Origin of the sequence: Aeribacillus sp. FSL K6-3256, assembly GCF_037965805.1 — a bacterium.
In the GTDB taxonomy this organism is placed as follows: domain Bacteria; phylum Bacillota; class Bacilli; order Bacillales; family Aeribacillaceae; genus Aeribacillus; species Aeribacillus composti.
Window position 1 is genome coordinate 3,218,575 of the sequence record NZ_CP150188.1, and the last position, 21,073, is coordinate 3,239,647.

The 21,073-nt window shown below is 38.9% G+C and carries 24 protein-coding genes, 1 pseudogene and 1 riboswitch; of the genes and pseudogenes, 9 read left to right on the forward strand and 16 right to left on the reverse strand.

Annotated features, from left to right (window positions below; translation table 11 throughout):
- Nucleotides 1–562 precede the first annotated feature (562 nt).
- From NSQ84_RS15520 to NSQ84_RS15535, 4 genes are read right to left on the reverse strand one after another with little or no spacing between them, the layout of a single operon-like run.
- The gene (locus NSQ84_RS15520) at nt 563–1,093 is read right to left on the reverse strand and encodes a cupin domain-containing protein (protein ID WP_063386759.1); all 531 of its coding nucleotides are present in this window, start codon (nt 1,091–1,093) and stop codon (nt 563–565) included.
- Between the two features lie 22 nt (nt 1,094–1,115).
- A complete protein-coding gene (locus NSQ84_RS15525; protein WP_063386760.1) occupies nt 1,116–1,763 on the reverse strand; it encodes a methylthioribulose 1-phosphate dehydratase in 648 nt (215 codons plus the stop codon).
- Nucleotides 1,760–2,470: a 2-hydroxy-3-keto-5-methylthiopentenyl-1-phosphate phosphatase gene (locus tag NSQ84_RS15530; RefSeq protein ID WP_063386761.1), complete on the reverse strand. Its 711-nt coding sequence runs from the start codon at nt 2,468–2,470 to the stop codon at nt 1,760–1,762. Before NSQ84_RS15530 ends, NSQ84_RS15525 begins: the two co-directional genes overlap by 4 nt.
- Nucleotides 2,446–3,669: a 2,3-diketo-5-methylthiopentyl-1-phosphate enolase gene (locus tag NSQ84_RS15535; protein WP_063386762.1), complete on the reverse strand. Its 1,224-nt coding sequence runs from the start codon at nt 3,667–3,669 to the stop codon at nt 2,446–2,448. The genes NSQ84_RS15530 and NSQ84_RS15535 overlap by 25 nt, the downstream gene beginning before the upstream one ends.
- 78 nt (nt 3,670–3,747) lie before the next feature.
- Nucleotides 3,748–3,853: riboswitch (SAM riboswitch) on the reverse strand.
- A 364-nt stretch (nt 3,854–4,217) separates the two neighbouring features.
- Here NSQ84_RS15535 and NSQ84_RS15540 point away from each other — a divergent pair.
- The 3 genes from NSQ84_RS15540 to NSQ84_RS15550 all read left to right on the forward strand — a co-directional run bounded on the left by NSQ84_RS15540 (nt 4,218) and on the right by NSQ84_RS15550 (nt 5,061).
- Entirely contained in the window at nt 4,218–4,427 is a 210-nt protein-coding gene (locus NSQ84_RS15540) for a hypothetical protein (RefSeq protein WP_339212085.1), read from the forward strand.
- A 77-nt stretch (nt 4,428–4,504) separates the two neighbouring features.
- Entirely contained in the window at nt 4,505–4,807 is a 303-nt protein-coding gene (locus NSQ84_RS15545) for a hypothetical protein (protein WP_339212086.1), read from the forward strand.
- Nucleotides 4,807–5,061 (forward strand): BREX system ATP-binding domain-containing protein, encoded by a 255-nt coding sequence (locus NSQ84_RS15550; protein WP_242009363.1) that lies wholly within the window; start codon nt 4,807–4,809, stop codon nt 5,059–5,061. The genes NSQ84_RS15545 and NSQ84_RS15550 overlap by 1 nt, the downstream gene beginning before the upstream one ends.
- A gap of 249 nt (nt 5,062–5,310) precedes the next feature.
- Here the strand turns inward: NSQ84_RS15550 and NSQ84_RS15555 are convergent.
- The 4 genes and pseudogenes from NSQ84_RS15555 to NSQ84_RS15570 form a co-directional block, all read right to left on the reverse strand.
- Nucleotides 5,311–6,465, reverse strand: a pseudogene (locus NSQ84_RS15555) (IS3 family transposase); the annotation flags it as partial.
- 65 nt (nt 6,466–6,530) lie between these two features.
- The gene (locus tag NSQ84_RS15560; RefSeq protein WP_144598486.1) at nt 6,531–6,953 is read right to left on the reverse strand and encodes a DUF4304 domain-containing protein; all 423 of its coding nucleotides are present in this window, start codon (nt 6,951–6,953) and stop codon (nt 6,531–6,533) included.
- A gap of 145 nt (nt 6,954–7,098) precedes the next feature.
- Nucleotides 7,099–7,845, reverse strand: coding sequence for an SAR2788 family putative toxin (locus NSQ84_RS15565; protein ID WP_311066510.1), 747 nt, complete (start codon nt 7,843–7,845; stop codon nt 7,099–7,101).
- On the reverse strand, nt 7,820–8,422 hold the full coding sequence (locus tag NSQ84_RS15570; RefSeq protein WP_339212088.1) for a UPF0236 family protein: 603 nt from the start codon (nt 8,420–8,422) through the stop codon (nt 7,820–7,822). Before NSQ84_RS15570 ends, NSQ84_RS15565 begins: the two co-directional genes overlap by 26 nt.
- A gap of 915 nt (nt 8,423–9,337) precedes the next feature.
- Between NSQ84_RS15570 and yfkAB the strand changes: the two genes are divergently transcribed.
- The gene (yfkAB, locus tag NSQ84_RS15575; RefSeq protein ID WP_063386763.1) at nt 9,338–10,459 is read left to right on the forward strand and encodes a radical SAM/CxCxxxxC motif protein YfkAB; all 1,122 of its coding nucleotides are present in this window, start codon (nt 9,338–9,340) and stop codon (nt 10,457–10,459) included.
- A 57-nt stretch (nt 10,460–10,516) separates the two neighbouring features.
- Here the strand turns inward: yfkAB and NSQ84_RS15580 are convergent, their stop codons facing one another.
- Complete coding sequence (locus NSQ84_RS15580; RefSeq protein WP_082829409.1) at nt 10,517–11,299, reverse strand: YfkD famly protein; 783 nt, start codon at nt 11,297–11,299, stop codon at nt 10,517–10,519.
- Nucleotides 11,300–11,374: 75 nt separating this feature from the next.
- Complete coding sequence (cax, locus tag NSQ84_RS15585; RefSeq protein WP_130156871.1) at nt 11,375–12,430, reverse strand: calcium/proton exchanger; 1,056 nt, start codon at nt 12,428–12,430, stop codon at nt 11,375–11,377.
- A 462-nt stretch (nt 12,431–12,892) separates the two neighbouring features.
- Here cax and NSQ84_RS15590 point away from each other — a divergent pair, with 462 nt between their 5' ends.
- Together NSQ84_RS15590 and NSQ84_RS15595 are read left to right on the forward strand one after the other, a co-directional pair.
- Nucleotides 12,893–13,465, forward strand: coding sequence for a TetR/AcrR family transcriptional regulator (locus tag NSQ84_RS15590; RefSeq protein WP_066247743.1), 573 nt, complete (start codon nt 12,893–12,895; stop codon nt 13,463–13,465).
- Nucleotides 13,466–13,542: 77 nt separating this feature from the next.
- A complete protein-coding gene (locus NSQ84_RS15595) occupies nt 13,543–15,918 on the forward strand; it encodes a YhgE/Pip domain-containing protein (protein ID WP_066247741.1) in 2,376 nt (791 codons plus the stop codon).
- Between the two features lie 173 nt (nt 15,919–16,091).
- Here the strand turns inward: NSQ84_RS15595 and NSQ84_RS15600 are convergent, their stop codons facing one another.
- A complete protein-coding gene (locus NSQ84_RS15600) occupies nt 16,092–16,682 on the reverse strand; it encodes a nitroreductase family protein (RefSeq protein WP_063386768.1) in 591 nt (196 codons plus the stop codon).
- Nucleotides 16,683–16,772: 90 nt separating this feature from the next.
- On the reverse strand, nt 16,773–17,159 hold the full coding sequence (locus NSQ84_RS15605; protein ID WP_063386769.1) for an OsmC family protein: 387 nt from the start codon (nt 17,157–17,159) through the stop codon (nt 16,773–16,775).
- A 184-nt stretch (nt 17,160–17,343) separates the two neighbouring features.
- Here NSQ84_RS15605 and NSQ84_RS15610 point away from each other — a divergent pair, with 184 nt between their 5' ends.
- On the forward strand, nt 17,344–17,490 hold the full coding sequence (locus tag NSQ84_RS15610) for a BH0509 family protein (protein WP_063386837.1): 147 nt from the start codon (nt 17,344–17,346) through the stop codon (nt 17,488–17,490).
- Between the two features lie 425 nt (nt 17,491–17,915).
- On the opposite strand, the gene NSQ84_RS15615 is transcribed toward NSQ84_RS15610, so the two are convergent.
- The 3 genes from NSQ84_RS15615 to NSQ84_RS15625 are packed head-to-tail and all read right to left on the reverse strand — an operon-like array spanning nt 17,916 to nt 19,586.
- Nucleotides 17,916–18,743 carry a YihY/virulence factor BrkB family protein gene (locus tag NSQ84_RS15615; protein WP_063386771.1) on the reverse strand — a complete coding sequence of 276 codons (828 nt, stop codon included), beginning with the start codon at nt 18,741–18,743 and terminating at the stop codon, nt 17,916–17,918.
- 29 nt (nt 18,744–18,772) lie between these two features.
- Nucleotides 18,773–19,096 (reverse strand): YtxH domain-containing protein, encoded by a 324-nt coding sequence (locus NSQ84_RS15620; protein ID WP_063386772.1) that lies wholly within the window; start codon nt 19,094–19,096, stop codon nt 18,773–18,775.
- Nucleotides 19,097–19,112: 16 nt separating this feature from the next.
- Nucleotides 19,113–19,586, reverse strand: a complete 474-nt coding sequence (locus NSQ84_RS15625) for a low molecular weight protein-tyrosine-phosphatase (RefSeq protein WP_130156865.1) — start codon at nt 19,584–19,586, stop codon at nt 19,113–19,115.
- Nucleotides 19,587–19,736: 150 nt separating this feature from the next.
- On the opposite strand from NSQ84_RS15625, the gene NSQ84_RS15630 reads away from it, so the two are divergent.
- Both NSQ84_RS15630 and NSQ84_RS15635 read left to right on the forward strand, forming a co-directional pair.
- Nucleotides 19,737–19,967: a DUF1128 domain-containing protein gene (locus NSQ84_RS15630; protein ID WP_063386774.1), complete on the forward strand. Its 231-nt coding sequence runs from the start codon at nt 19,737–19,739 to the stop codon at nt 19,965–19,967.
- A gap of 509 nt (nt 19,968–20,476) precedes the next feature.
- The gene (locus NSQ84_RS15635; RefSeq protein WP_063386775.1) at nt 20,477–20,659 is read left to right on the forward strand and encodes a hypothetical protein; all 183 of its coding nucleotides are present in this window, start codon (nt 20,477–20,479) and stop codon (nt 20,657–20,659) included.
- A gap of 41 nt (nt 20,660–20,700) precedes the next feature.
- Here the strand turns inward: NSQ84_RS15635 and NSQ84_RS15640 are convergent, their stop codons facing one another.
- Nucleotides 20,701–21,072 (reverse strand): DUF1992 domain-containing protein, encoded by a 372-nt coding sequence (locus tag NSQ84_RS15640; protein ID WP_063386776.1) that lies wholly within the window; start codon nt 21,070–21,072, stop codon nt 20,701–20,703.
- Between the last annotated feature and the right edge of the window lies 1 nt (nt 21,073).

Here is a 21,073-nt window from a genome sequence, read left to right on the forward strand (position 1 = left end):
TTGTAAAAGCCGATTTCGGCAAATGCTCCAAATGGATTCGGATTTCTAGATCCAAAGCAGCCGCCGCATCCATTAAATAGAGGGGGCTGTCTAATAAGTCGATTTTCCGGCTTATAGACGCCCCTTTAATGTTTTAGAAACGTTGATATATCAATGCTTATGATGTTTCGTTTTCAATGGATTTTGACTTTTGAAGACAGCCCCTTCCTAAAAATATAAATCTGCATCATTTATTCTTGATTTTCCCCATCCCGCCATAATACTTGATAAATTATCTGTGTTTACTTGGTTTTCAAGTGAAACTATATCCTCTTGTAACATAAGACAAGCCTATTTTTGTGGTGCTCTTTTAGCTGCAAGCTTCTTCGCAAAAATGTGTAAACCTATTAAAACCGGGTCAGCAGCCGCTGTGGTATTTTCATAGTTTCTTTGCATTCAGGAACATTGTTCACTGAGCTGGATGAATTGTGTATCCGAAGAGCAGCCAGTTATATGAAAAAGATGATGTTAAGCTTGCAGCTGTGAATGTTTAAAGCCGCTTTTTCATAAATTTTTTGTAAACTTAATTTACTTCTTCTTTTTCGTAAACTGGCACCCAGCCTTCTTCTGTCACAAAGATGCGGATCGCAACAACTTTTCGGTCATCAGCTAATGTGAAATAGTGGCGTCTGCCCTCTGGAACAGAAATAAGGTCTCCCGGATTAAGATGCACTTCAAAAAATTTCCCGTCCTGTCCTTGAATAACAAAAATTCCATGGCCGCTTACAATAAAGCGCACTTCATCATCTGTATGATGATGTTCACGCTGAAAATTTTTCAGCAGCTCTTCAAGGTTTGGCGTATGATCTGCTAAAGAAATGACATCCCAAGCTTTGTAGCCGCGTCTTGCTGAAATATCTTTAATTTCATTTTCAAAAGATTGTAAAATCGTTTGTTTTTCCTCATCATTTAAAAGATATTTCTCTTTTAAATGCTCTGGTAATTTGGCAATATCCCATTGCTCGTAAATAACACCTTGTTGATTTAAAAATGAAATCACTTCCTCTTGATTGCTGATAACTTCGTTTGTTCCTTGAATTTTAATCGTTGTCATGTAAAATACCTCCTTAAAATGTTTAATTATTTAAAGCTCCTGTACTCGCAAGGAGACCGGCTTTTGCTTGAATAAGAGCAAGCTGATACTGAAATAAAAATTCACAAGCTTCTAAAATTTTCTTCGCTTCAAAGCCATCTTTTCCCCATACAGTAATTCCGTGGTTGCGAATAAGAACTGCCCCTTTATCCTCCTTCACGAAATCGCCCAAAGTGCTTGCTAATGTAGGAATATGGGCATAATTATAAATAATCGGAATCTGTAATTCTGCATCTTCCTCCCAGCGGTCAAACGCTTTTATCAGTTCTTGTCCTTGAAATACAATTTTTCCAGCGTCACCATAAAGTTCGGAGATGACATTATTTGCAACCGTATGTACATGCAGGCTGCAGCCGGCTTTGCTTCTTTTATATATTTCGCAATGCAATAGCGTTTCTGCCGAAGGCTTCAGCTGTGTTGCGCCTACAGGATTTCCTTCTCCATCTACAAGCAAAAAATCTTCCTTCGTTTTTTTTCGTTTATCTTTGCCGCTTGCGGTCACAAGAAACTGAAGCGGGGAATCTTGAACTTTTATGGCTAAATTGCCGCTTGTCCCCATAAACCAATCCCTCGCAGCAAGCTCCTCTTTAATCTCCGCAAGCTCATGAACACGAGTTAAAACGACACTCATTTTGCGCCACCTTTTTCTTCTATGAAATTTGTTTTGTTTATTGTCTTCTCTAAAATGTCAATACAGTCGTAAAATGTTTCGAAAGATTGATAAGGAATAGAAAATTCTTGACATTTTTTTGATAAATAATCACGTGCAATAACTGTATCTGCAATCTTCGCGGCTTCTAAATCTGTGACGGAATCCCCGATGATGATGGAATGAGTGTCAGCATTTGCAATTTGCCGAATAATTGTCGGTTTGCAGCACCCACAATTTTGGTTGGGACACTTTTCATCACACGTATAAGGCCAATGAATGGTGATCGTTTCTCCGCTAAAATCCGCTTTATTGCAAAACAGTGCGGTAATAGAATCAAAAGGCTGCAACAGCGGTTTAATAAAAAAATCGATTCCGCCGCTGACAATGTATAAAGGAATGTTCATGTTTTTCGCATAATGAACAAAGTCGCGAAATCCTTCCCTTATTTCTGCAGTTTCTAAAATATAGTGAATGATGTCACCCTTTAAAGAAGATGGAAGAAGTGCAAACATCTTGCCGACTCCTTCCTGAATACTAATCGACTGGGAAAGGACGCCATCCTTCAATTGCTCCCACTCTTTTGGAGCGAAACGCTTCATGATGCTAACGATGTTATCTTTTTTTGTCACCGTTCCATCAAAATCACAAAATATTACTGGCTTCAATTGGACGGTGCCTCCTTCCATCCCCAGAGCCGAATTGCTTCTTGTAATTCTATGTCTTCAGCTGCTTCATTAAGGGGAACACCCCGGGAAACAGCGTCAACTGCCTGACGGAAAGCTTTTCCTCCGCCTTTAGCACCTTGCGGGTGACCGTGAACACCGCCTCCTGCATTAATGACACAATCTTTTCCAAAATCATGAATTAAAATGGGAACAAGACCCGGGTGAATGCCAGCAGATGGAACAGGAAAAACTGGTTTTAAAACTGATTCCTTCACCAATTCTTCTTTCACTTTTAAAACTTTGTCACGCTCCAATGCAACGCTGCCATATGGTGAAGGGAACAACGAAAAATCTGCTCCAGCAATTCTTATCAATTTTCCAAGCAATAAGGAATGAGAGAGCCCATATTTTTCGGATGAAGTAAACGATCCGCTAAACGCCGGATGAGCCATAATTGGGAGGGCGATTTCATCATCTTCCCTTAATGCTTGCAGCACATCGAGGCCATATGTAAAAACATTAAATAGCAAAATATCGGCACCTAATTCTTTTGCTTTTCTTGCCTTATCTTTCAATTCAAATGTTTTTCCCGTCAAATTGACCGCATACAAAGTTCGGTGCCCTTTTTCTTGATACACGTTATCAAGAACTTTTTTGCCTTCCTTTATTCTTGTTTCAAATGATGTGAGCGAATTTTCAAAAAGTATTTCGTCATCCTTTACTAAGTCGACGCCCCCGAGAGCCTGCTCCCGCAATTGGGCAAGAAGGTAATCCATATCACGTCCAATTACACCTTTAAAGATGCTCATCACTAACGGTCTGTCGTAAACGCCAAGTTTTTCTCGTAACCCCTGAATTCCAAATCGAGGACCTGGAAAATACCGAAAGATCTCATCGTCAAACTGCAAATCTAGTAATTTTATTTCTCCATCTAGTGATAATTTTCCAAAAGTTGTCGTTAAGATGGCAGGAATGTCTTTAGAAAAGTTTTCTCCCGGAAAGCGAATGTGAAGCTGTGCAATCGTTTTGCCGGAGGATGGATCCTCGCCTGTTTCTTTTATCTCAACCACTTGTCCTTTATGCTTTTTTAACTGCTCTTGCACTAAAAGAGGAAGGTCAGTCCACGAACCTACCGTTAATCCAAGAGCAATGCCTTCTGCTTTTTTTTCTAAATCTTCTCGTTTCGCAATGATTTGGTATACTGCTGTTACGTGACCCATTTTTTCAATCCTCTTCATTCAGATTTTTTTATATAAATAAAACCTCTTCAATAAGAAGAGGTTTTTTGTCAAAACAACTTCTTATCTTTCAACATCTCTGTTGGGAGAATTAGCACCGTGCTCATCATATGAGTCGGTTGCCGGGCTTCATTGGGCTCATCCCTCCACCTGCTCTTGATAAGAGTTTTATTATTAACTTTATAATTCTTATTCGTTTACTTGGATTATGCCACTATCCTTCCCCTCTGTCAACACTTTTTTACATCATATTCGATTCAAATTCGCTTACATTTTTCTGATGGCATGCTACAATTATTTAATGGTGCAGTTTACAATTTGAGGTATTTTCCGGAACTTGAGGTTGAGCCAAAACAGGAAAGCCTAAAAAAAGAGGACGAAAAAAGAAGGTACAACATCTTTTTAACGTCTTCCGATCGCATCATGCTAGATTACTAGACTTAGAAAAACTGGTTGAATTACGCAATTATAACGTTACTGGTTATCGTGAGACAATTTGTTTCTTGTACCGTTATTGGTTATGTTGCTTTTTGAATGATCCAGAAGAAGCCTTAAAACAAACGCTAACGTTTAATTTACAGTTTAATGAGCCTTTAAGAAGATCCACCAGAAGCGCTGAAAAGGCCTATTATGCACGGAATAACGAAGAAGCAAACCGAATAGCTAGAGAAAAAGGGTATCCTGGCGCTGGATATAATATCAGCAATAAAAAATTAATTGAATGGTTAGATAAGATATAACAGAGGACGAACAACGCCATTTAAGCACGATTATAGATGCGAATGAAAAGCGGAGAAGGAAACAAAAACGCCGGGAAATGGGCGTAAAAAGCCGTGAGGAGTATTTAAAAGAACAGCGCAATAAAACGGATAAGAACTTAGAAAAACTTAGACAAGCAATTGAGTTGAATCCTGATTTCTCGAATTACAAATTAGCTAAATTGCTAGGAATAAGTGAATCGTATGTAAGGAAAGGATGTTATATGTTATTTACTGGAACGGATGATTTAATTAAAAACGAGGATCGATCAATTAAAGAACATGATGTTTTATATTCTAGAATTAAACCTTTATCTTCACAAAAAATGGAAGGGTTAGTGGTGTACTTTCAACCCCATTGATGAAATTAAACCGTTTCTCAACTGAACAATTAATAGAAGTTTCATATAAAGTTAGGGAAATCCACGGTATGGTACACAAATGGATACCAGAGACAGTTATTGATGATACATTTATTAAGCAATATGTTGAATCATTTACTGTTGCCTTTGAACAGGAAATCACTGTACTTCCAAGGACATTTTTACGTGAATTTATATTCGTATTAGACGCTGCAAAAGAGGGGAACGATGTCCATTCTCTTTTAAATTATTAGTCCTAGTACTGTAGAAAGAATTAAACTGGATTTAAGTCAGTATTTTGGACACCAATAAGTGAAATTTAATTTTGATCTCATTGACATCGCTTGTCGCTTGACATGGAGCCTCTGCGGGCGTGGTGTTATGCGAAGGGTGAAAGGGGCAATGAATTCTTTCGCATGGCAAATAAGCCTACCACACCCGCCACTCCATGTAAAGCGGATGCTTGTAAAATTGTGAAGAGCACTACGCTGCCCTTTGATACTGTCTACTGTTTCTTGTGGCGTCATATAGCCCAGGCAGCTATGAATCCGTTTCCGATTGTACCAGCCTTCTAAAAATTCGAATAAGGCTCTTCTGGCAGCTTGAAAGTTCAAATAGTTGATTCTATAGATCTCTTCCTTTTTCAGAATTGCATGGAAAGACTCAATGCAGGCGTTATCGTATGGGCAACCTTTTTTTACTGAAGGAGTGTTTGAACTGCTTCTTTTCCATGTATTCTACAAATTTCTCGCTTGTATACTGGGATCCCAAATCAGAATGCAAGATCAATCCCGGACCTGGACGTTGTGCCTGATAAGCGTTTTCTACTGCCTTTAAAGCCAGTTCAGTCGTCATGTGACGGTCAAAAGCGTAACCAACAATCTTTCTGGAATGTAAATCCATTACGGAAGCCAAGTAGCACCAACCGTCTCTCAAAGTATGAATGTACGTAATATCCGTAACCCATTTCTCGTTGATGGTTGTCGTTGAGAAGTCCTGGTTCAGCAGGTTATCGTGTTCTTCCATCTTGCCCTTATTGGAATGGGGGCGATACTTTTTTCTGATAATGGAATAAATGCCTGCAGCCTTCATCAAATGCTGAACCCGTTTCAGGCTGACTTTGAGCCATTCTTTTTCAAGCATATGGTGGATCTTCGGTTCTCCGTATCTCTGCTTGCTTTCCGTATGGATTTTTCGTATTCTGTCTGTCAGCTCCCGGTTTTCCGTTTTGTTTTTGATTCTGTTTTTTGTTTGGATTGATAGTAGGTACTTCTCGGCACGCCAAGGACCGTACACATGGTTTTAAGGTCATAATGGTGTCTGGCTCTTATCTCGTCAATCATGGATATAACAGTGGTTTGAATCTACTTCTTTGCGAATATGACCATAGCTTTTTTAAAGATTTCATTTTCCTCTTTCAGCCGATGCAATTCTTTTTGCAGGTTCAGAAATTCTTCCGGGGTAAAAGAGCCCCCGTCATCCACCTTAACCGGTTTTTGTTTTCTGATCCATTTGTAGAATGTCGTTTCAGACAGGCCATATTCGATCAAGATCTGTTTTACTAGTGTTCCAGTTTGATAAAGCTCAACCACCATTTCCTTAAATTCAGCATGATAACGTTTACGTTTTTCGCTTGTGTTACCTATATCAGGACACATCCCTTCGTTAATATTATATTTCACTAAAGGGTGTCCATGAAACTATACTAGCATCAGTAGTTATATTATTTAAAAAGATTCTTAATCCAATTTCTGTCTGACACATGTAATAAACTCAACACTCTTGATGCGACTAAGTCAAAATCTTCTTCATTCTTTGCATCCTCATAGTTAAACCAAGTTTCATTGGATTCTTTTATATTTTCTGTGAGTCTATATCGGTAATCTATACCTACATCGTGTGCAGTCACTTTACTTGGCGGAATTTCTTCTCCCCAACTCGTTGTTACTCCTTCAATTGGGCAAATAGCTAAAACTACAACAAAAGATCCACCATAACGATTAAACTGAAAAGTTATTAAGTCAATATTATCTTCATTTTTCCTTCTAAAATGTGGAAATGAACCTTTAAAACCATGTTCTCTTAAATAAGGAACAACAATCTTTTTTAATGCATTAGTCATATTTAGACGGTCATTGGAAGCCATATTTAGTATTCCTCCAAAAATTCATTTTGTCTTTTATATCTTAATTATATATTATTATTAAAAGAAAGAGGTTCCCATGTGATTCAAAACGAACTAGTACACTTAAAATTCACAATTCTAATTTTAGTGACCTCTAGTCTAAATATTATTTATAAATTTTATAAGGTATTCCTTTAGATTTCAAATAGTTTAGTACAGGTTTACTTGCCCCTACTTTTCCTGTAGTATCACTTCTAAAGAAATGCCATTTAGCACCTTTTAGTTCCTTCTTTTTGATTAATAAGGCGTCTTTATCAATCTGTTTTCTTATAGTTGAAGTTAACGAAACATAACCAACTTTAGATTCATGTCCAATTCCAGAAGTATCGAGCACGTCTATATATCTACCACCTAAAGGAGTTCTAAAATATTCTTGTTTACTTCTTACTTTTACTAATGTTTCTAAATACTTCTCTCCAGCTCTTCCACTACTAAAAGATAATTTAGCTTTTTTTGCAGCTGATTTTGTAACTTGTTTACCTGATTGTTTGGAAACATACTTAATTGCTCCGCCAATTATACGTACAACAACACTTATTATAGATGCTTTAGCTTCATTTTCAGAGATGGTTATTTGTTCACCAGTATTTTTTTCTATTAAAATAGCTTTAAATTGTTCTTCAGTATTTTCAATTATTTTTACATCATATACTGTTTTTTCAATCTTATCCCCAACATCTAATACGGAACTAACTGTTATATCATTACCTTTTAGATTTGAATCTATAATTAAATCCGTAGCATATTCATCTGTATCAATATCTAATTGAAGTTTGATTCCATTGCTGTCTAGGTTTTGAATAGTAGGTTTAATTTTTTCTGCATTATTAATCCCGATACGGATCATAGGCATATTCGTTCATCAAAAATTCCTCGAAGCCTTCCCACACCTCCCTCTTGCCCTCATGGACGTAATGGCGCTGATTCACGAATTCGATCCGTGAGCCGTTGCGCTTCCACCCTTCGTGAACGATCAGGATTTGTCTTCCTTGGCCCGTTTTCTCTTCCCTTGGCGAGAGACAAACAGTCCATCGGCCTCCCACAAACAGCATCCGTCCATATTGCTGGTCAACCGGGCAGTGCAGCGGAGCTTCGGCTTCGAGCACCAACTGGCGGATCGCCTCATGGCTTATCACCGGATACCCGACCATCTGGGCAAGCGTACAAGCCGCTTTGCGATAAGAAGAGCACTCCACAACCAATCCCACCGCCGTTTCTTCTAGACAAGGACTGATTGACTGCGATCCATCAAACGCTAGAAGGGAGTCAAGCAAAAACGTGTAACGGTTTTGTTCTCGGTCTAAATAGTAGTTTCGCTCAAAGGTGACTTCGCCAAACAGGGTTTGAATCGTGGAGCGTCGTTTGTCTTTCAAGTGGTACCGGCGCTTGTCCCGGGTTTCCGCCAATTGTCGGTCGATGTCCTCCAACAAAGCCGTAAACAGCTCGGCGAAGGCGTTTTGCAGGGCCGAAACAAATCAAGTTCGATCTCTTTCCATGTCAACGAATTTGTGGTAAGATGTTGTTGAATATTCATGGGACTCTCTCCTCCTGTTTGATAGTGTGGTCAATAATCATCTTATCAGGGAGAGAGTCCTTTTTTCATGTTCCTGCTTGGGATCCTACCGCGCTTTCGCTTGGTGACCCCGATGAGGGGATTACGAACCTACGTTCCTACCCCCCTCATCGGGAATTCTAAGAATTTCTCCCACAAACATTTTACGCACACCAGAAAATATTTATGGAAAATGCAAAAAGGCTAGATAACGCTAGATACCATGCATGGTTTCATCATCATAACTCTGATTGATGGATTACTGTTGCAAAGAAAAAAGAAGGTAAATTCATCCAATATCATTACAAACCACAGGAATTGGCTGAAAAACTAACAGAATGGCTCGAAGAGGATGTTTATTTTAGCTAGAATACAATTTTATAAGCCTAGCCGACAAATTACGAATATAAGGCAATTAAAGTCGTTATATGTTGATTTAGATTTTTATTTGTTTAATTATAATTCGAACTGGATAATCGGCAAATTAGAATACGATTATTTTGGCCAATCGATTCCAGAGCCGAATATAATCATTTTTAGCGGTCAAGAAATGGTTTTAATTTGGCTTAAAGAGCCTGTTCCTTACAAAGCTTCACCGTTATGGCAAGCGGTACAAAATCACTTCTTAGAACAATTAAAAGAGCTAGGGGGCGACTCTAGGGCGGTTGATGCTTCAAGGGTATTCCGCATTGCTGGAAGCATTAATTCAAAAAACGGTGTAGAGGTAACAGGGCAATATCGTCATAAGGAACGTTATGTCTTGAGAACGTTAATTAAAGGAGAAATGATTTTTATGGAAACTTATACAACCCTCAAAAAGATTACTCCTTCCTATGACCCTTGGGAAGCTTATTTAGATATGAAGGAATACGGTGAATTAACATTATCAAATATAGAATTTACCACCACCACAATCTGCAATATGCGATGTGAGCATTGCGCTGTAGGATACACTTTATCTCCGAAAGATCCGGAAGGGCTGCCGCTCGATTTACTTTTAAAAAGGCTAGACGAAGTGCCGACATTGCGATCCCTTTCGATTACCGGCGGGGAGCCGATGCTTTCGATAAAATCTGTGGAAAATTATGTCGTTCCCATTTTAAAATACGCACATGAACGCGGGATACGAACCCAAATCAATTCCAATTTAACATTGGACTTGAAACGCTATGAAAAAATTATCCCGTATTTAGATGTTTTGCATATTTCCCATAACTGGGGAACAGTCGATGATTTTGTTGAAGCCGGATTTGCAATGATGAAAAAGAAGCCTCCATATAAAGAACGTGCAAAATATTTTGAACGAATCATTGAAAACTCTAGAGCTCTGGCTGAAGCGGGAGTAATTGTTTCAGCGGAGACGATGCTGAATAAACGGACGGTTCCTCATCTTGAAAAAATCCATAGACAAATTGTAGACGAAATGAAATGTCAACGCCATGAGGTGCATCCAATGTATCCAAGTGATTTCGCTAGCAATCTTGAAACGCTCAGCTTGGATGAGATACGCGAAGCAATTCATAAGCTCTTGGATATCCGCGACGAATCAGTGTGGATGCTGTTTGGAACACTCCCGTTTTACGCTTGCAGCGACAATGAGGAAGATTTAGCATTGCTGAAGCGATTGAGAGAAAGCAAAAACGTGACTGTTCGAAATGACCCTGACGGCAGATCCCGTCTCAATGTCAATATTTTTACAGGGGACATTATTGTGACAGATTTCGGCGATGTACCGCCGCTTGGAAACATCAAAAAAGATACTCTTTTATCAGCCTATGAAAAATGGATGCAATCCCCGATTGCCCAACAGCTGAATTGCCATTGTCCAAACGTAGCGTGTCTTGGACCGAATCTTTTAGTGAAAAATAGTTATTACCGAGACTTAGATTTTACAAAAAGAAAAGCGCGCATATAAATAAAAGGGCTTGGGCTTCTTTCGGCAATATATTTGCCTTTCGCCCGCCCTTTTCTATTATCTAGGCTGATTGGTAATAAGAAAGTGGAAGGATGCCCGATCCTGCACAGGAATCCATGCTCCAATGCCTTGTTGCGTAACATTTTTGACAACAATTTGCTTCTTGCTTCCCTTTAACATTAAATACACTTCTCCGTAAGTGACTTTTCCTTTTTCGTTGACAGCGGGAACGTATGCGTATAAATACCCCATTTTTTTCGGCGGGATATTATATACTTGATTTTTTTTCGTCCCGAAGCCGACAATTGTTTCAAATGCTAGCGGCATTTTCGATTTCTTTGCCGCCTTCATCAGCATCATTTTTTTGACATCTTTATGATCAGAAATTCTAGCGGTTAATCCTCCTTTTACCCGTTTTTGCGCCTCCTGTTTATAGCTAATTTGAACGGGCGACTTACCGCCTCGATTGTCAAAAAAGTTTGTATTGATTTTTTGATACTCCCAATTGACTGTTGTTTCCTCAGATTCATAATTCAATGCCCACCGTCCCAAGTAAATGGCGGCTCTATATCCTATGGCGGTTGGAGAAGGTGTAATGGAAGACTCATTTAACATTTTAATTAAAACAGGATTTTCAATCGGGACGTTGGATGTTTTGATTAACTCTTTTGTTAATTCACTTGGCTGTAAATAAGGAAGATTTTGACTCGGATTTGGATACGTATTTTCTTTTGAAATATCCATCACCGATTTGGGGATAGTTGGTGCTTCAGCGAAGCTTAAGCTTGAAAAAACCGATGCAAGCATGACTGAAATAAATAACGTCATTAGCTGTTTCATGTGGTTATCTCCTTTCAAGTAGCCTTTGCTTGTAGTTTTTTCAAGCTATTTGTATTTTATCCGCAAAATATCTTCCTATAATAGATAGAAGCCTATCCCCATGATGACATAAGCAGCAAGCAAAGTAGCCCCTTCAAACCAGTTCGTATCGCCGTCATTGGAAATTACAATCATGAGCAGTACTCCTGTCGCCATGGCAATCAACTCAGGAAGTGTAAAGACGAGCGGCATTTTTTCTGAAAACAGAAGCGAAATTAATACAAGCAAAGGCGCAACAAACATGGCAATCTGCAAGGTTGATCCGATGGCGATTTCAACCGCTACATCCATTTTATTTTTGTAAGCCATAATAATCGCAGACGCATGCTCCGCTGCATTTCCAACAATGGCAACGACAATTACCCCAATAAATAATTCACTCCAGCCAAGTTCATGTGCGACCGTTTCAAACGTATGTACAAGATTTTCCGAAACATATGCAACCGCAATTGTTGCCAAAAACAAAATGATGGTTGCGATCTTGCCAGACCATTCCGGGCTTTCGTGTTCTTCGATCTGCTCCTCTTTTTTCTGATAAACTCCCCGATGGGTTACCAATTTAAAAAACAACGCGGCTAAATAGAGCCCGATCATAATGATGGAAATGCCAATGCTTAACGTCAATGTGTCCGTATCATTCATTGTTTGTGCAAACACTTCTGGAATGACAAAGGCAACAATGACCGCAAACATTAACAATCCAGAATTATGTCTTGCGTCGTATTCATTAAACTTCTGCCGCTTGTACTTTAATCCACCAACAAAAAACGATAAACCTGCAACAAGCAGCAAGTTGCCGATTACAGAACCTGTGAGAGATGCTAAAACAACTGAAATTAAACCTGCTTTTAACGCAAAGATTGAAATAATGAGCTCAACAGCGTTCCCAAAAGTTGCATTCAACAGTCCGCCAATTCGTGGACCTGCCACAATCGCCAAGCTTTCTGTCGCTCTTCCCATAAAACTGGCGAGTCCGATAATCGTTAAACAATAAATTGCAAATAGAAGCAGTGCATTCCAATGCATCAAACTGCCAATAACGGACAACGGCAATCCAACAACAACCAAGATCGATAATATACGATTGAACATAAAGCTCACCACCCATATTTAGCAATAATTTTCCCGAAAACTTCGCTTACTTATTTTAACAAAAGTTGTTTAAAATAAACATTTCCTTCTAAAAAAAGGCCGTTTACAATTATGGAAAAAAATTTGTCCGTAAAAATTATTTTTATTCTGACATAAGCAATATATTTTGACAAATCTAAAAAATACAACAACAAGAAAAAAATGATGTCTGAAGCAGAAGCCTTTTGCCGATTACAGCTTCGGATGATTGACGGTATACTATAATGTGGTGGTTTTTGCAAACATTTCACAACGTTATCGTGCTTGGACCTTCTTCCCTTTTTAAAAATGAGGACAGCCGCATGTGTAAAGCCTGTCGATCATTTTGTAAAAAAACCCCTTTATTTTAATCAGGAAATATAGTATGATAATTTTAACGAAATGACCAAAATGTCCATTTAGTCAATCAAGAGGATGAGGAGCATGGCTATCGATCGAAAACAAAATATTATTGATGCGGCGACAAAATCTTTTTCCTTATTCGGGTATAAGGCAACGACGATAGAACAAGTGGCGAAACTCGCGAATGTAGGCAAAGGAACAATTTATACGTTTTTTAAAAGCAAAGAGGATTTGTTAGACGAAATTATTTCCTCAGTTATTGTAGAAATAAAAGAAACGGCAGAGCATGCAATGGACCCCGATCGTCCATTTCTTGAAAACGCCCATCGCGCTTTATATCGCATTGCAGAGTTTCGAAAGCAACATCCACTAACAATTAAGCTTCTCCAAGAAATTCGGGATATCGGGACTCCGGCCGTTCAAGAAGTGATGAAAAGATTGGATCGGGCGATTATCGCCTTTATCCGCGAAAAAATTGACAACGCCATAAAAAAAGGAGAAATTCGCAACTGTGATTCCGAAATCACCGCCTTTTTAATGTTAAAAATGTATATCGCCCTAAACTTTGATTGGGAAAAGGAACATGAGCCGCTGCCAAAGGAGAAAATCGCTGAATTATTTGAGCTGTATTTTTTAAAAGGATTGTCGAAATAGATAGTCCTTCTTCTTTTATCATAAAATGACTAAATGAGCAAAATGGTCAAAAGTACGAAAAAGGAAGGAGATAACCGTTGCGTGGAATCTCATTATTTTTACATGAGCTAAAAATGATTGTAGCGAATCGGAAAATTTTGATTCCTGTTATCGCTATTTTATTTATCCCCATTATGTATAGCGGAATGTTTATATGGGGATTTGGAGATCCGTATGGCCACTTAGAGAGATTGCCGGTCGCTGTAGTCAATCAAGACAAAGGGGCAACATTGAATGGGGAAAAGTTAAAGATCGGCGACGATCTAGTGGAAAATCTAAAAAAGAAAAAGCAGCTTTCTTGGGAATTTGTTGACGAGAAAGAAGCGGAAAACGGATTAAAAAACCGGAAATATTATCTAGTTATCAAAATTCCAGAAAACTTTTCAAAGCATGCAACTACGATAAAGGACGAACACCCTCAAAAAATGGAGCTCATTTATATGCCGAATGAGAGCATGAACTTTTTCGCAGCACAAATCGGGGATAAAACCATTGAAAAACTGAAAGAAGAAGTTGGTGATACATTAACGGAAACATATGCCGAAACAATGTTCCAAAATATTAAGAAGCTGGCAGAAGGGCTCGAATCGGCAAGCGAAGGAGCAAAGAAACTGCATGACGGCATTGATTCAGCAAAACAAGGAGCAATAAAGCTGAAGGACGGGGTTGATTCGGCCAAAGATGGTTCACAAGAGCTGTACAACGGCGCGCTCTCTGCGGAACAAGGAGTTCAAGAAATATATGGACATTTAAAAACGATGGCTGAAAAATCATTGATATTTAAAAATGGGCTGCAATCCGCTAGTTCCGGAGCCGAGCGTCTGAACAGCGGAATGAACCGTTTTAATTCCGGTCTTGAACAATTGATTGCAGGCCAAGAGAAATTGCTCGATGGTGCAGAAAAGGCAAGAAATGGTTCTCAGCAGCTGGCGGATGGATTAAAGCAATCACTTCATGGAATGAAACAAATAAATGAAAAAGCTCCTCAGCTCGCAAACGGAGCCGAGAAAGTACGAAGCGGAGCCAGCAATCTGTCGTCATCACTCGGACAATGGGCTAAGGGAGCAGAACAAACGAAAACGGGAGCGGCACAGGTGAGTGCCGGACTGGAACAACTGACAGCCCGGCTTGATGCTATGATCGCTCAAACATCTGATCCGCAGCAAAAAACGGCACTCAAAGAACTGCGTGCAAGTGTAGGGCAGCTGGCGGATGGAAGCAAACAAGTAACAAGCGGTATCAGCCAGCTTTCCGAAAATGCTGCAGCATTGAAAGATGGAGCTGATCAGCTTTCTTCTGGATCAGCGCAATTGCATAGCGGAACAGTCGCTTTAAGCGACGGTCTCAAACGACTAGTAGCAGGGCAAGAGCAGCTCGCCGCAGGTGCCGAATCATTAGCTGGCGGACAGAAGGAGCTCTCCCAAGGATTATCGACATTCGGTGAAAAAATGAATGAAGCGAAAAGCGGAATAACCCAGCTGATGGAAGGAAGCGGACAATTATCAGCCGGCTTGCATGATCTCGCTTCCGGTTCTGATCAACTGCAAGATGGCACTAATCAGCTTGCTGCTGGTTCCGGCGAATTAGCAAACGGAATGGAAAAACTCACAAATGGGTTAGGAAACTTTTCACACGGAATCGAGCAGCTCTCTAACGGGTCTGGTCAATTGACGGAAGGAATGACGACGCTGGATAAAGGTTCTAATGAATTGGCAGAAAAATTGCACGATGGAGCCAAAGATGCCAGCAACGTCAAAGCGGACAAAGAAATATACGATATGTTTGCAAAACCTATTAAAATTAAAAACGAAAAATTAAACGAAGTTCCTAACTATGGAACGGGGATTGCTCCGTACTTCTTATCGCTGGGATTGTTTGTCGGCGCCTTGCTCGTAACAATTGTGTACCCTCTTCGTGAACCAGCAACTACACCTAAAACGGGAATGAGTTGGTTTTTTAGCAAGTTTGGTGTTCTCGTTATGATCAGCGTCATGCAATCGTTGATAGCCGATACAATTTTACTAGCAGGAGTAGGCATTGAAGTGCAAAGTATTGCGAGATTTATCGTATTTACGATCATCACAAGCTTAACGTTCATGACGTTAATTCAGCTGCTTGTCACAACGTTAAGTGATCCGGGAAGATTTTTAGCAATCATTATCTTAATCTTACAATTAACTACAAGCGCCGGTACCTTCCCGTTAGAGTTAATCCCAACAGCGTTGCAGCCGCTCCACAACTGGCTGCCAATGACATATTCCGTAGCCGGCTTCCGTTCAGTCATTTCGAGCGGCGATTATGCGTTTATGTGGCAAAATGCATTTATTTTGCTCACTTTTATGATCGTGTTTGTTCTCGCAACGATCACCTACTTTACAATCCAACATAAACGCCGTTTTAGCGAGGCCGTATAACATTTTGTTTTTGAATTTGCCGGACGAACTTTTACACCTTCGACTCTAGCGTAATATCTGAAAGGAAATTTTTCAGAACTAAATGTAGTAAATCGGCAATGCCACAATTCCTCTTCATAAAAATGAAATAGAAGCAGATCTCTATCATCTGCTTCTATTTTTTGTTGAAACTTTTATTCATTCAGCGATTCGCCAAAAAGGCCTTCAAAAATGGATTCTTTTATAGGACGACGAGGGGTTGGTGCCTCTCTTTCCTGCAGGCTTTCCGGCAGAGCTTCTTTTTCCCCTTGATAGCCAATTGCAATGAGCGCATTGATTGCATACTCTTCAGGGATGTTTAAAACTTGACGTGCTTTTTCAAAGTCTATGCCTGTCATCGGATGCGTAATCAAGCCTTTTCTTGTTGCTTCTAATGATAAATAGCCCCAAGCTGCACCTGCATCAAAGGCGTGGGAACCGATTTCCCCCCGCTCGCTAGTCTTTTTAGAAATAATCAAGGCAAAAACCGGGACGTTTTTGCACCAAATTTGATTAAACTCGCCAATGAATGACATAAATCTTTTGCGATCTTCCTCTGTGCGAGCGATAATAAAACGCCACGGCTGGAAATTGAAAGCAGAAGGCGCCCAGCGTGCTGCTTCAAAAAGGCTTAGTAACACATCCTCCGGAACCTCTTTAGTTAAAAACGAACGCGGAGACCAGCGTTTTAAATAAATAGAATCAATTTCATATTCGGCCTGGCGGGCAAGCTTCGTTTGTGTCATCACATTACCTCCTAGAAATCAGATCGGAATTATACACATTTATTGTATTACATTTTTTTCTAAAAACAATTTTTTTGCTCATAAAAGCTTTTATTTTAGTTCAAATGTTTCCGTAATGTTGATGCTGCCTTCTACTGATTGAACCATTGGACAATTTTTGTGCGCCAGCTCCAAGCATTTTTGAATTTGCTCACGGTCCAAATCCTCGCTGGAACTTGAAATGATGAAATGAAGATGAATTTTTTCAATTCTGTTCGCTTTTTCTTCGTTCCGTTCAACTTCAGCTTGAATCGTAATATCGTCATAAACGATTCTTTTTTTATCTAAAATTTTTCTGAAAACACTTCCGCTGCAGCCAGCAATGGCGGAAACCATCAATTGAAATGGACGGAATCCGTATGTAACATCACCTGCCACATGCAGTTCTCCGTATTCAAAAGTTGTTTTATATCCAATTTCCTTCATTTGAAATTCCATGCTGTATCATCTCCTCCATTAATATCTACAATTTTATTGTAATTGATTAATTTTTTTATTTGCAATTAATACAAATTGCGGGAAAAAAATTAAAAAATAAGTTGAACATCTACTCCATCTGTTATATAATAGTTTCAAAATAAAAAAACTGTATCATAACATTATAGAGGAGAGGGGAAAAATGATGAAACGGCAGGAAAGAAAAAATATGATTGATTTTATTGAAAAAATAGGAAATATTGATCGGGAAACGCTTATGTATATGACGGATGCGGACATTGAACACATTTATGCTTCTATTTATGATCGATATTTAGAAATGGCTGAGTAGAAAACGCAAAAGAAGCCTTCCGCCGCCGGAGGTCCGATGCGAACATTCCCGCAAAAAAAGAAGCTTAAACGCGCAGACACTCACCTCTTGCCGAACTTTATTTAATATAAAATTAAAGCTCTGAACTCATGGCAAACATAGCTAAATTCTTGCTGAATACAAAAAAACCTGGGCTGTCGAAAAAGTCGACAGCCCGAGGAATGCGCTTGATAATATCTCTTTTAATGGTAGCCGTTTTGGCCGTTCGCACTTCCGCTTGTTTTATGCTTCGGCTTGGATTTTGAGTTTTGCTTGTTGTGTTGACCGCCTTTTTTTGATTGCTTTGCCACTCGTATGTCCTCCTGTTTACGTCAATTTTTTCAGCCTCATTTTTAATATGACCATGTGAAATGAAAAAAAGTCTTCGAAATAAATGGCGGCCTTTATTAATTATTGGAATTTTTTGATAAAATTGCATTGATCTCCCCGCCTAATATAATAATAACCGCGGAAAGATAAAACCAAATTAGAAGAATGATCACCCCGCCGAGGCTTCCATATGTCACGCTGAAATTCCCAAAATTTCCGACATAGTAAGAAAAAAGAAGAGAAACAACAATCCAGCCAACGGTAGCAAATAAAGCGCCTGGATATGCTTCAGAAATTTTCATCCGTTTATTTGGCGCAATAAAATACAGTCCTGTAAAAACGATGCACAAAATAACAGCACTTAATAACCATCTTATCGTATTCCATATCGTTAAAAACACTTCTGTAAATCCGAACGCCCGAAATATAAACAAGCCTATCTCTCTGCCAAACACCGGAAGCAGCAGTGCAACTAAAATGACTAAAATCATGGCAAAAGTCAACAAAATAGACATCAAGCGAGCTACCAGGAAATGACGGTTTTCTTCCACTTGATATGCTTTATTAAAAGCTCTGACAATCGCATTAATCCCATTTGAGGCAGACCAAATTGTTCCAATGACTCCGAACGACAAAAGGGTCACATTTTGAGTTTCAATAATATGCCTCACATTGTTTTCGATCAATTTCATTGTATTTCCCGGTGCATATTGTGCGACAAAATCAAGAACAACATCTGAAGAGAGGGGCAAATATGCAAGGAGATTCATTAAAAAAATAAGGAATGGAAAAAGAGACAAAAGAAAGAAGTAGGCTAACTCCGCAGCTAAACTTGATATTTCATCTTCTTTAAACCGTTTAAAAAGCTCTTTAGCGATTTGAAGAAGGTTGATGTGGTCATCCATCTTGGCACCTCATTTCAAACTAGTTTCTGTCAAAGGCGCTCCTTCCATTTCTCTTTTGCTTCTTTCATTATTTCCATTACTTTCGGTGTCGTTTCTTTTAATTCTTTCACTTTTTCAGAAACAAATTCAATATCTTCGATTGTTTGCTCGATTGTTCTTTTGACAGAGTTCATTTTTTCCTTTGTTTTATCAGCAATCTCCATCGGATTTTCTGCGCACTGCTTGATTTTGCTAAAAGCTGATCTGCTTTTGCTGATTACATCGTCCCTTGTTTTTTTATCCAATAAAGAAAGCGCTGCGCCTGCGATCGCTCCGATGAACAGCCCTTTTAACAATTTATTTTGCGATTTCATTTGACTTTCACCTCTTCTACGAAAGATGGTGTTCTTCTTTGATCTTCTGGAGCAGCCCTTTGCAGCCTTTGACAACCATGTCATAAACCTCTTCAAAGTTCCCAGTATAATACGGATCAGGGACGTCCAAAATATCAGCATCTGGTACGAAATCCATTAAACGACTGATTTCACCCGTATTGTTATATCCTGCCATCCGGCGCAAATTTCCTAAGTTTTCTCCATCCATGGCAATAATATAATCAAAATCTGATAAATCATTCTTATGAATTTGACGTGCTTTTAAACCTTCATAAGAAATTTGGTAACGGTCTAATATTTCTCGAGTCCCTCTATGCGGCGGGCTTCCTACATGCCAGCCTCCCGTTCCCGCTGAATCGACAAAAATTTTATCTTCCAGACCTTCCCGTTTAACTAAATCACGAAAAACCGCCTCAGCCATTGGCGAACGGCATATATTTCCTAAACAAACAAAAAGTACTTTTATCATTGCTGAAACCTCCTGAAACCATTGCTTCAATCGTTTTTTCATAAGCTGCAAAGAATAGTTTGGAAAGATCAATTTTTTTGATCATAATATTCAATCTTTCATAATACATGATACAATGAAACAAATAAAAAAACGAGAGGATGAAATCAATTGAATTTATGTGAAAAATCAGCAGAAAATATGGAATACATGATTAAAAAAATTACAGAAAAATTGAATATGATCAACATCAGTGCAGTTCAACCAACACATTTTAATGTAAATATGTATGAAGACCTAAAAGAAATTTATGACCATGTAATGAAAAAAAATACTTTCAGCCCCAGCGAAATGCAAGCAATTGCAGAGGAATTGGGGAACCTACGAAAGAGCACTCTTTAAGTGAATTGAGCTTTCTGCTGCTCGTTGCGAATGGGCTTGTGCAAATGACGGCAATTAGTGTTTAACTTAGCGATGTTGAAGTGTTGTGAAAACTCGCAGCTGCTGTCCTCATCAGCTTGCTTCAGTTGATTTGTTATATGTGGTTCTATACGCTTCTCAAAACGATGTTCGAGTCACATTAGGAACCGCCCAATCTGCCATCCATCAGAGGTTTAGCTTGGATTCTAAAGCAGGCGAATCGTGTACACGCTCCATTTTCATCATTCTCTTTTTTCTTTTGCAGGAGAAAAATAAAGATAGACCTCCTTGTTGTTTAGATGCCAGATTTCAGAAGAAATCGTTTTTACTTTAAAGCAGCTTTATAAATTCAGTATAAGCTGCTTTTTGTATAATAACTTTTTGTCAAAACGGTGTCTATTTTTTGAACAAAATGTGAATTTTTTGTTTCGTTTTTGTGACAAATGATTTATAATAAAAGAAAACGTTTTCTTTGTTTGGGGGTCAAAAAAATGGTCGTGACACTTATGAAATATTTTTATTTATTCGTTGCTCTCTTCTGTTTATTGTCTGGAATTTTGGTCGGTTTTGCAAAGGAGCTTCCGCTTTCGGTGATAGTCATTTTCTTAGGCTTTTTCAATCTTGCTTTATATTATGTCTTCCATAGAGAAGCCTTGAAAAAACAGCAAATTTAAAAGAATGGCGAAAATAAAGGCACCATTCTTTTTCGAAAACGTCAAATAAGCTTTTTATAAACTTTATCTTTATAAAATTGAGATGCAGATGTGTTGAATATATTCCTTTTCTTCACGATTCGTTCCAATGCTAATTGTTTTTCCGACAGCTTTTGTTGTAATTTTTTCCTTTCTGCTTCATCTTCACAGCATTTTAGTAAATCTTGAATAGTTAATAGTTCCTTTTTCAAGTCATTTTCTTGATCGACCATACCGGCGTTTCTCAAAAGACGATAAGCCATTCGGAGTTCTTCCGGAATATCAGACAAATCGTCATGCGGGAGAGGCTTCCCCATCCCGGGAAGTTCTTTAAACTCTCCCTCTTCATATGCCTTTTTGATCCGATCCTCAGCAATTTGTGCAAATATATCCACG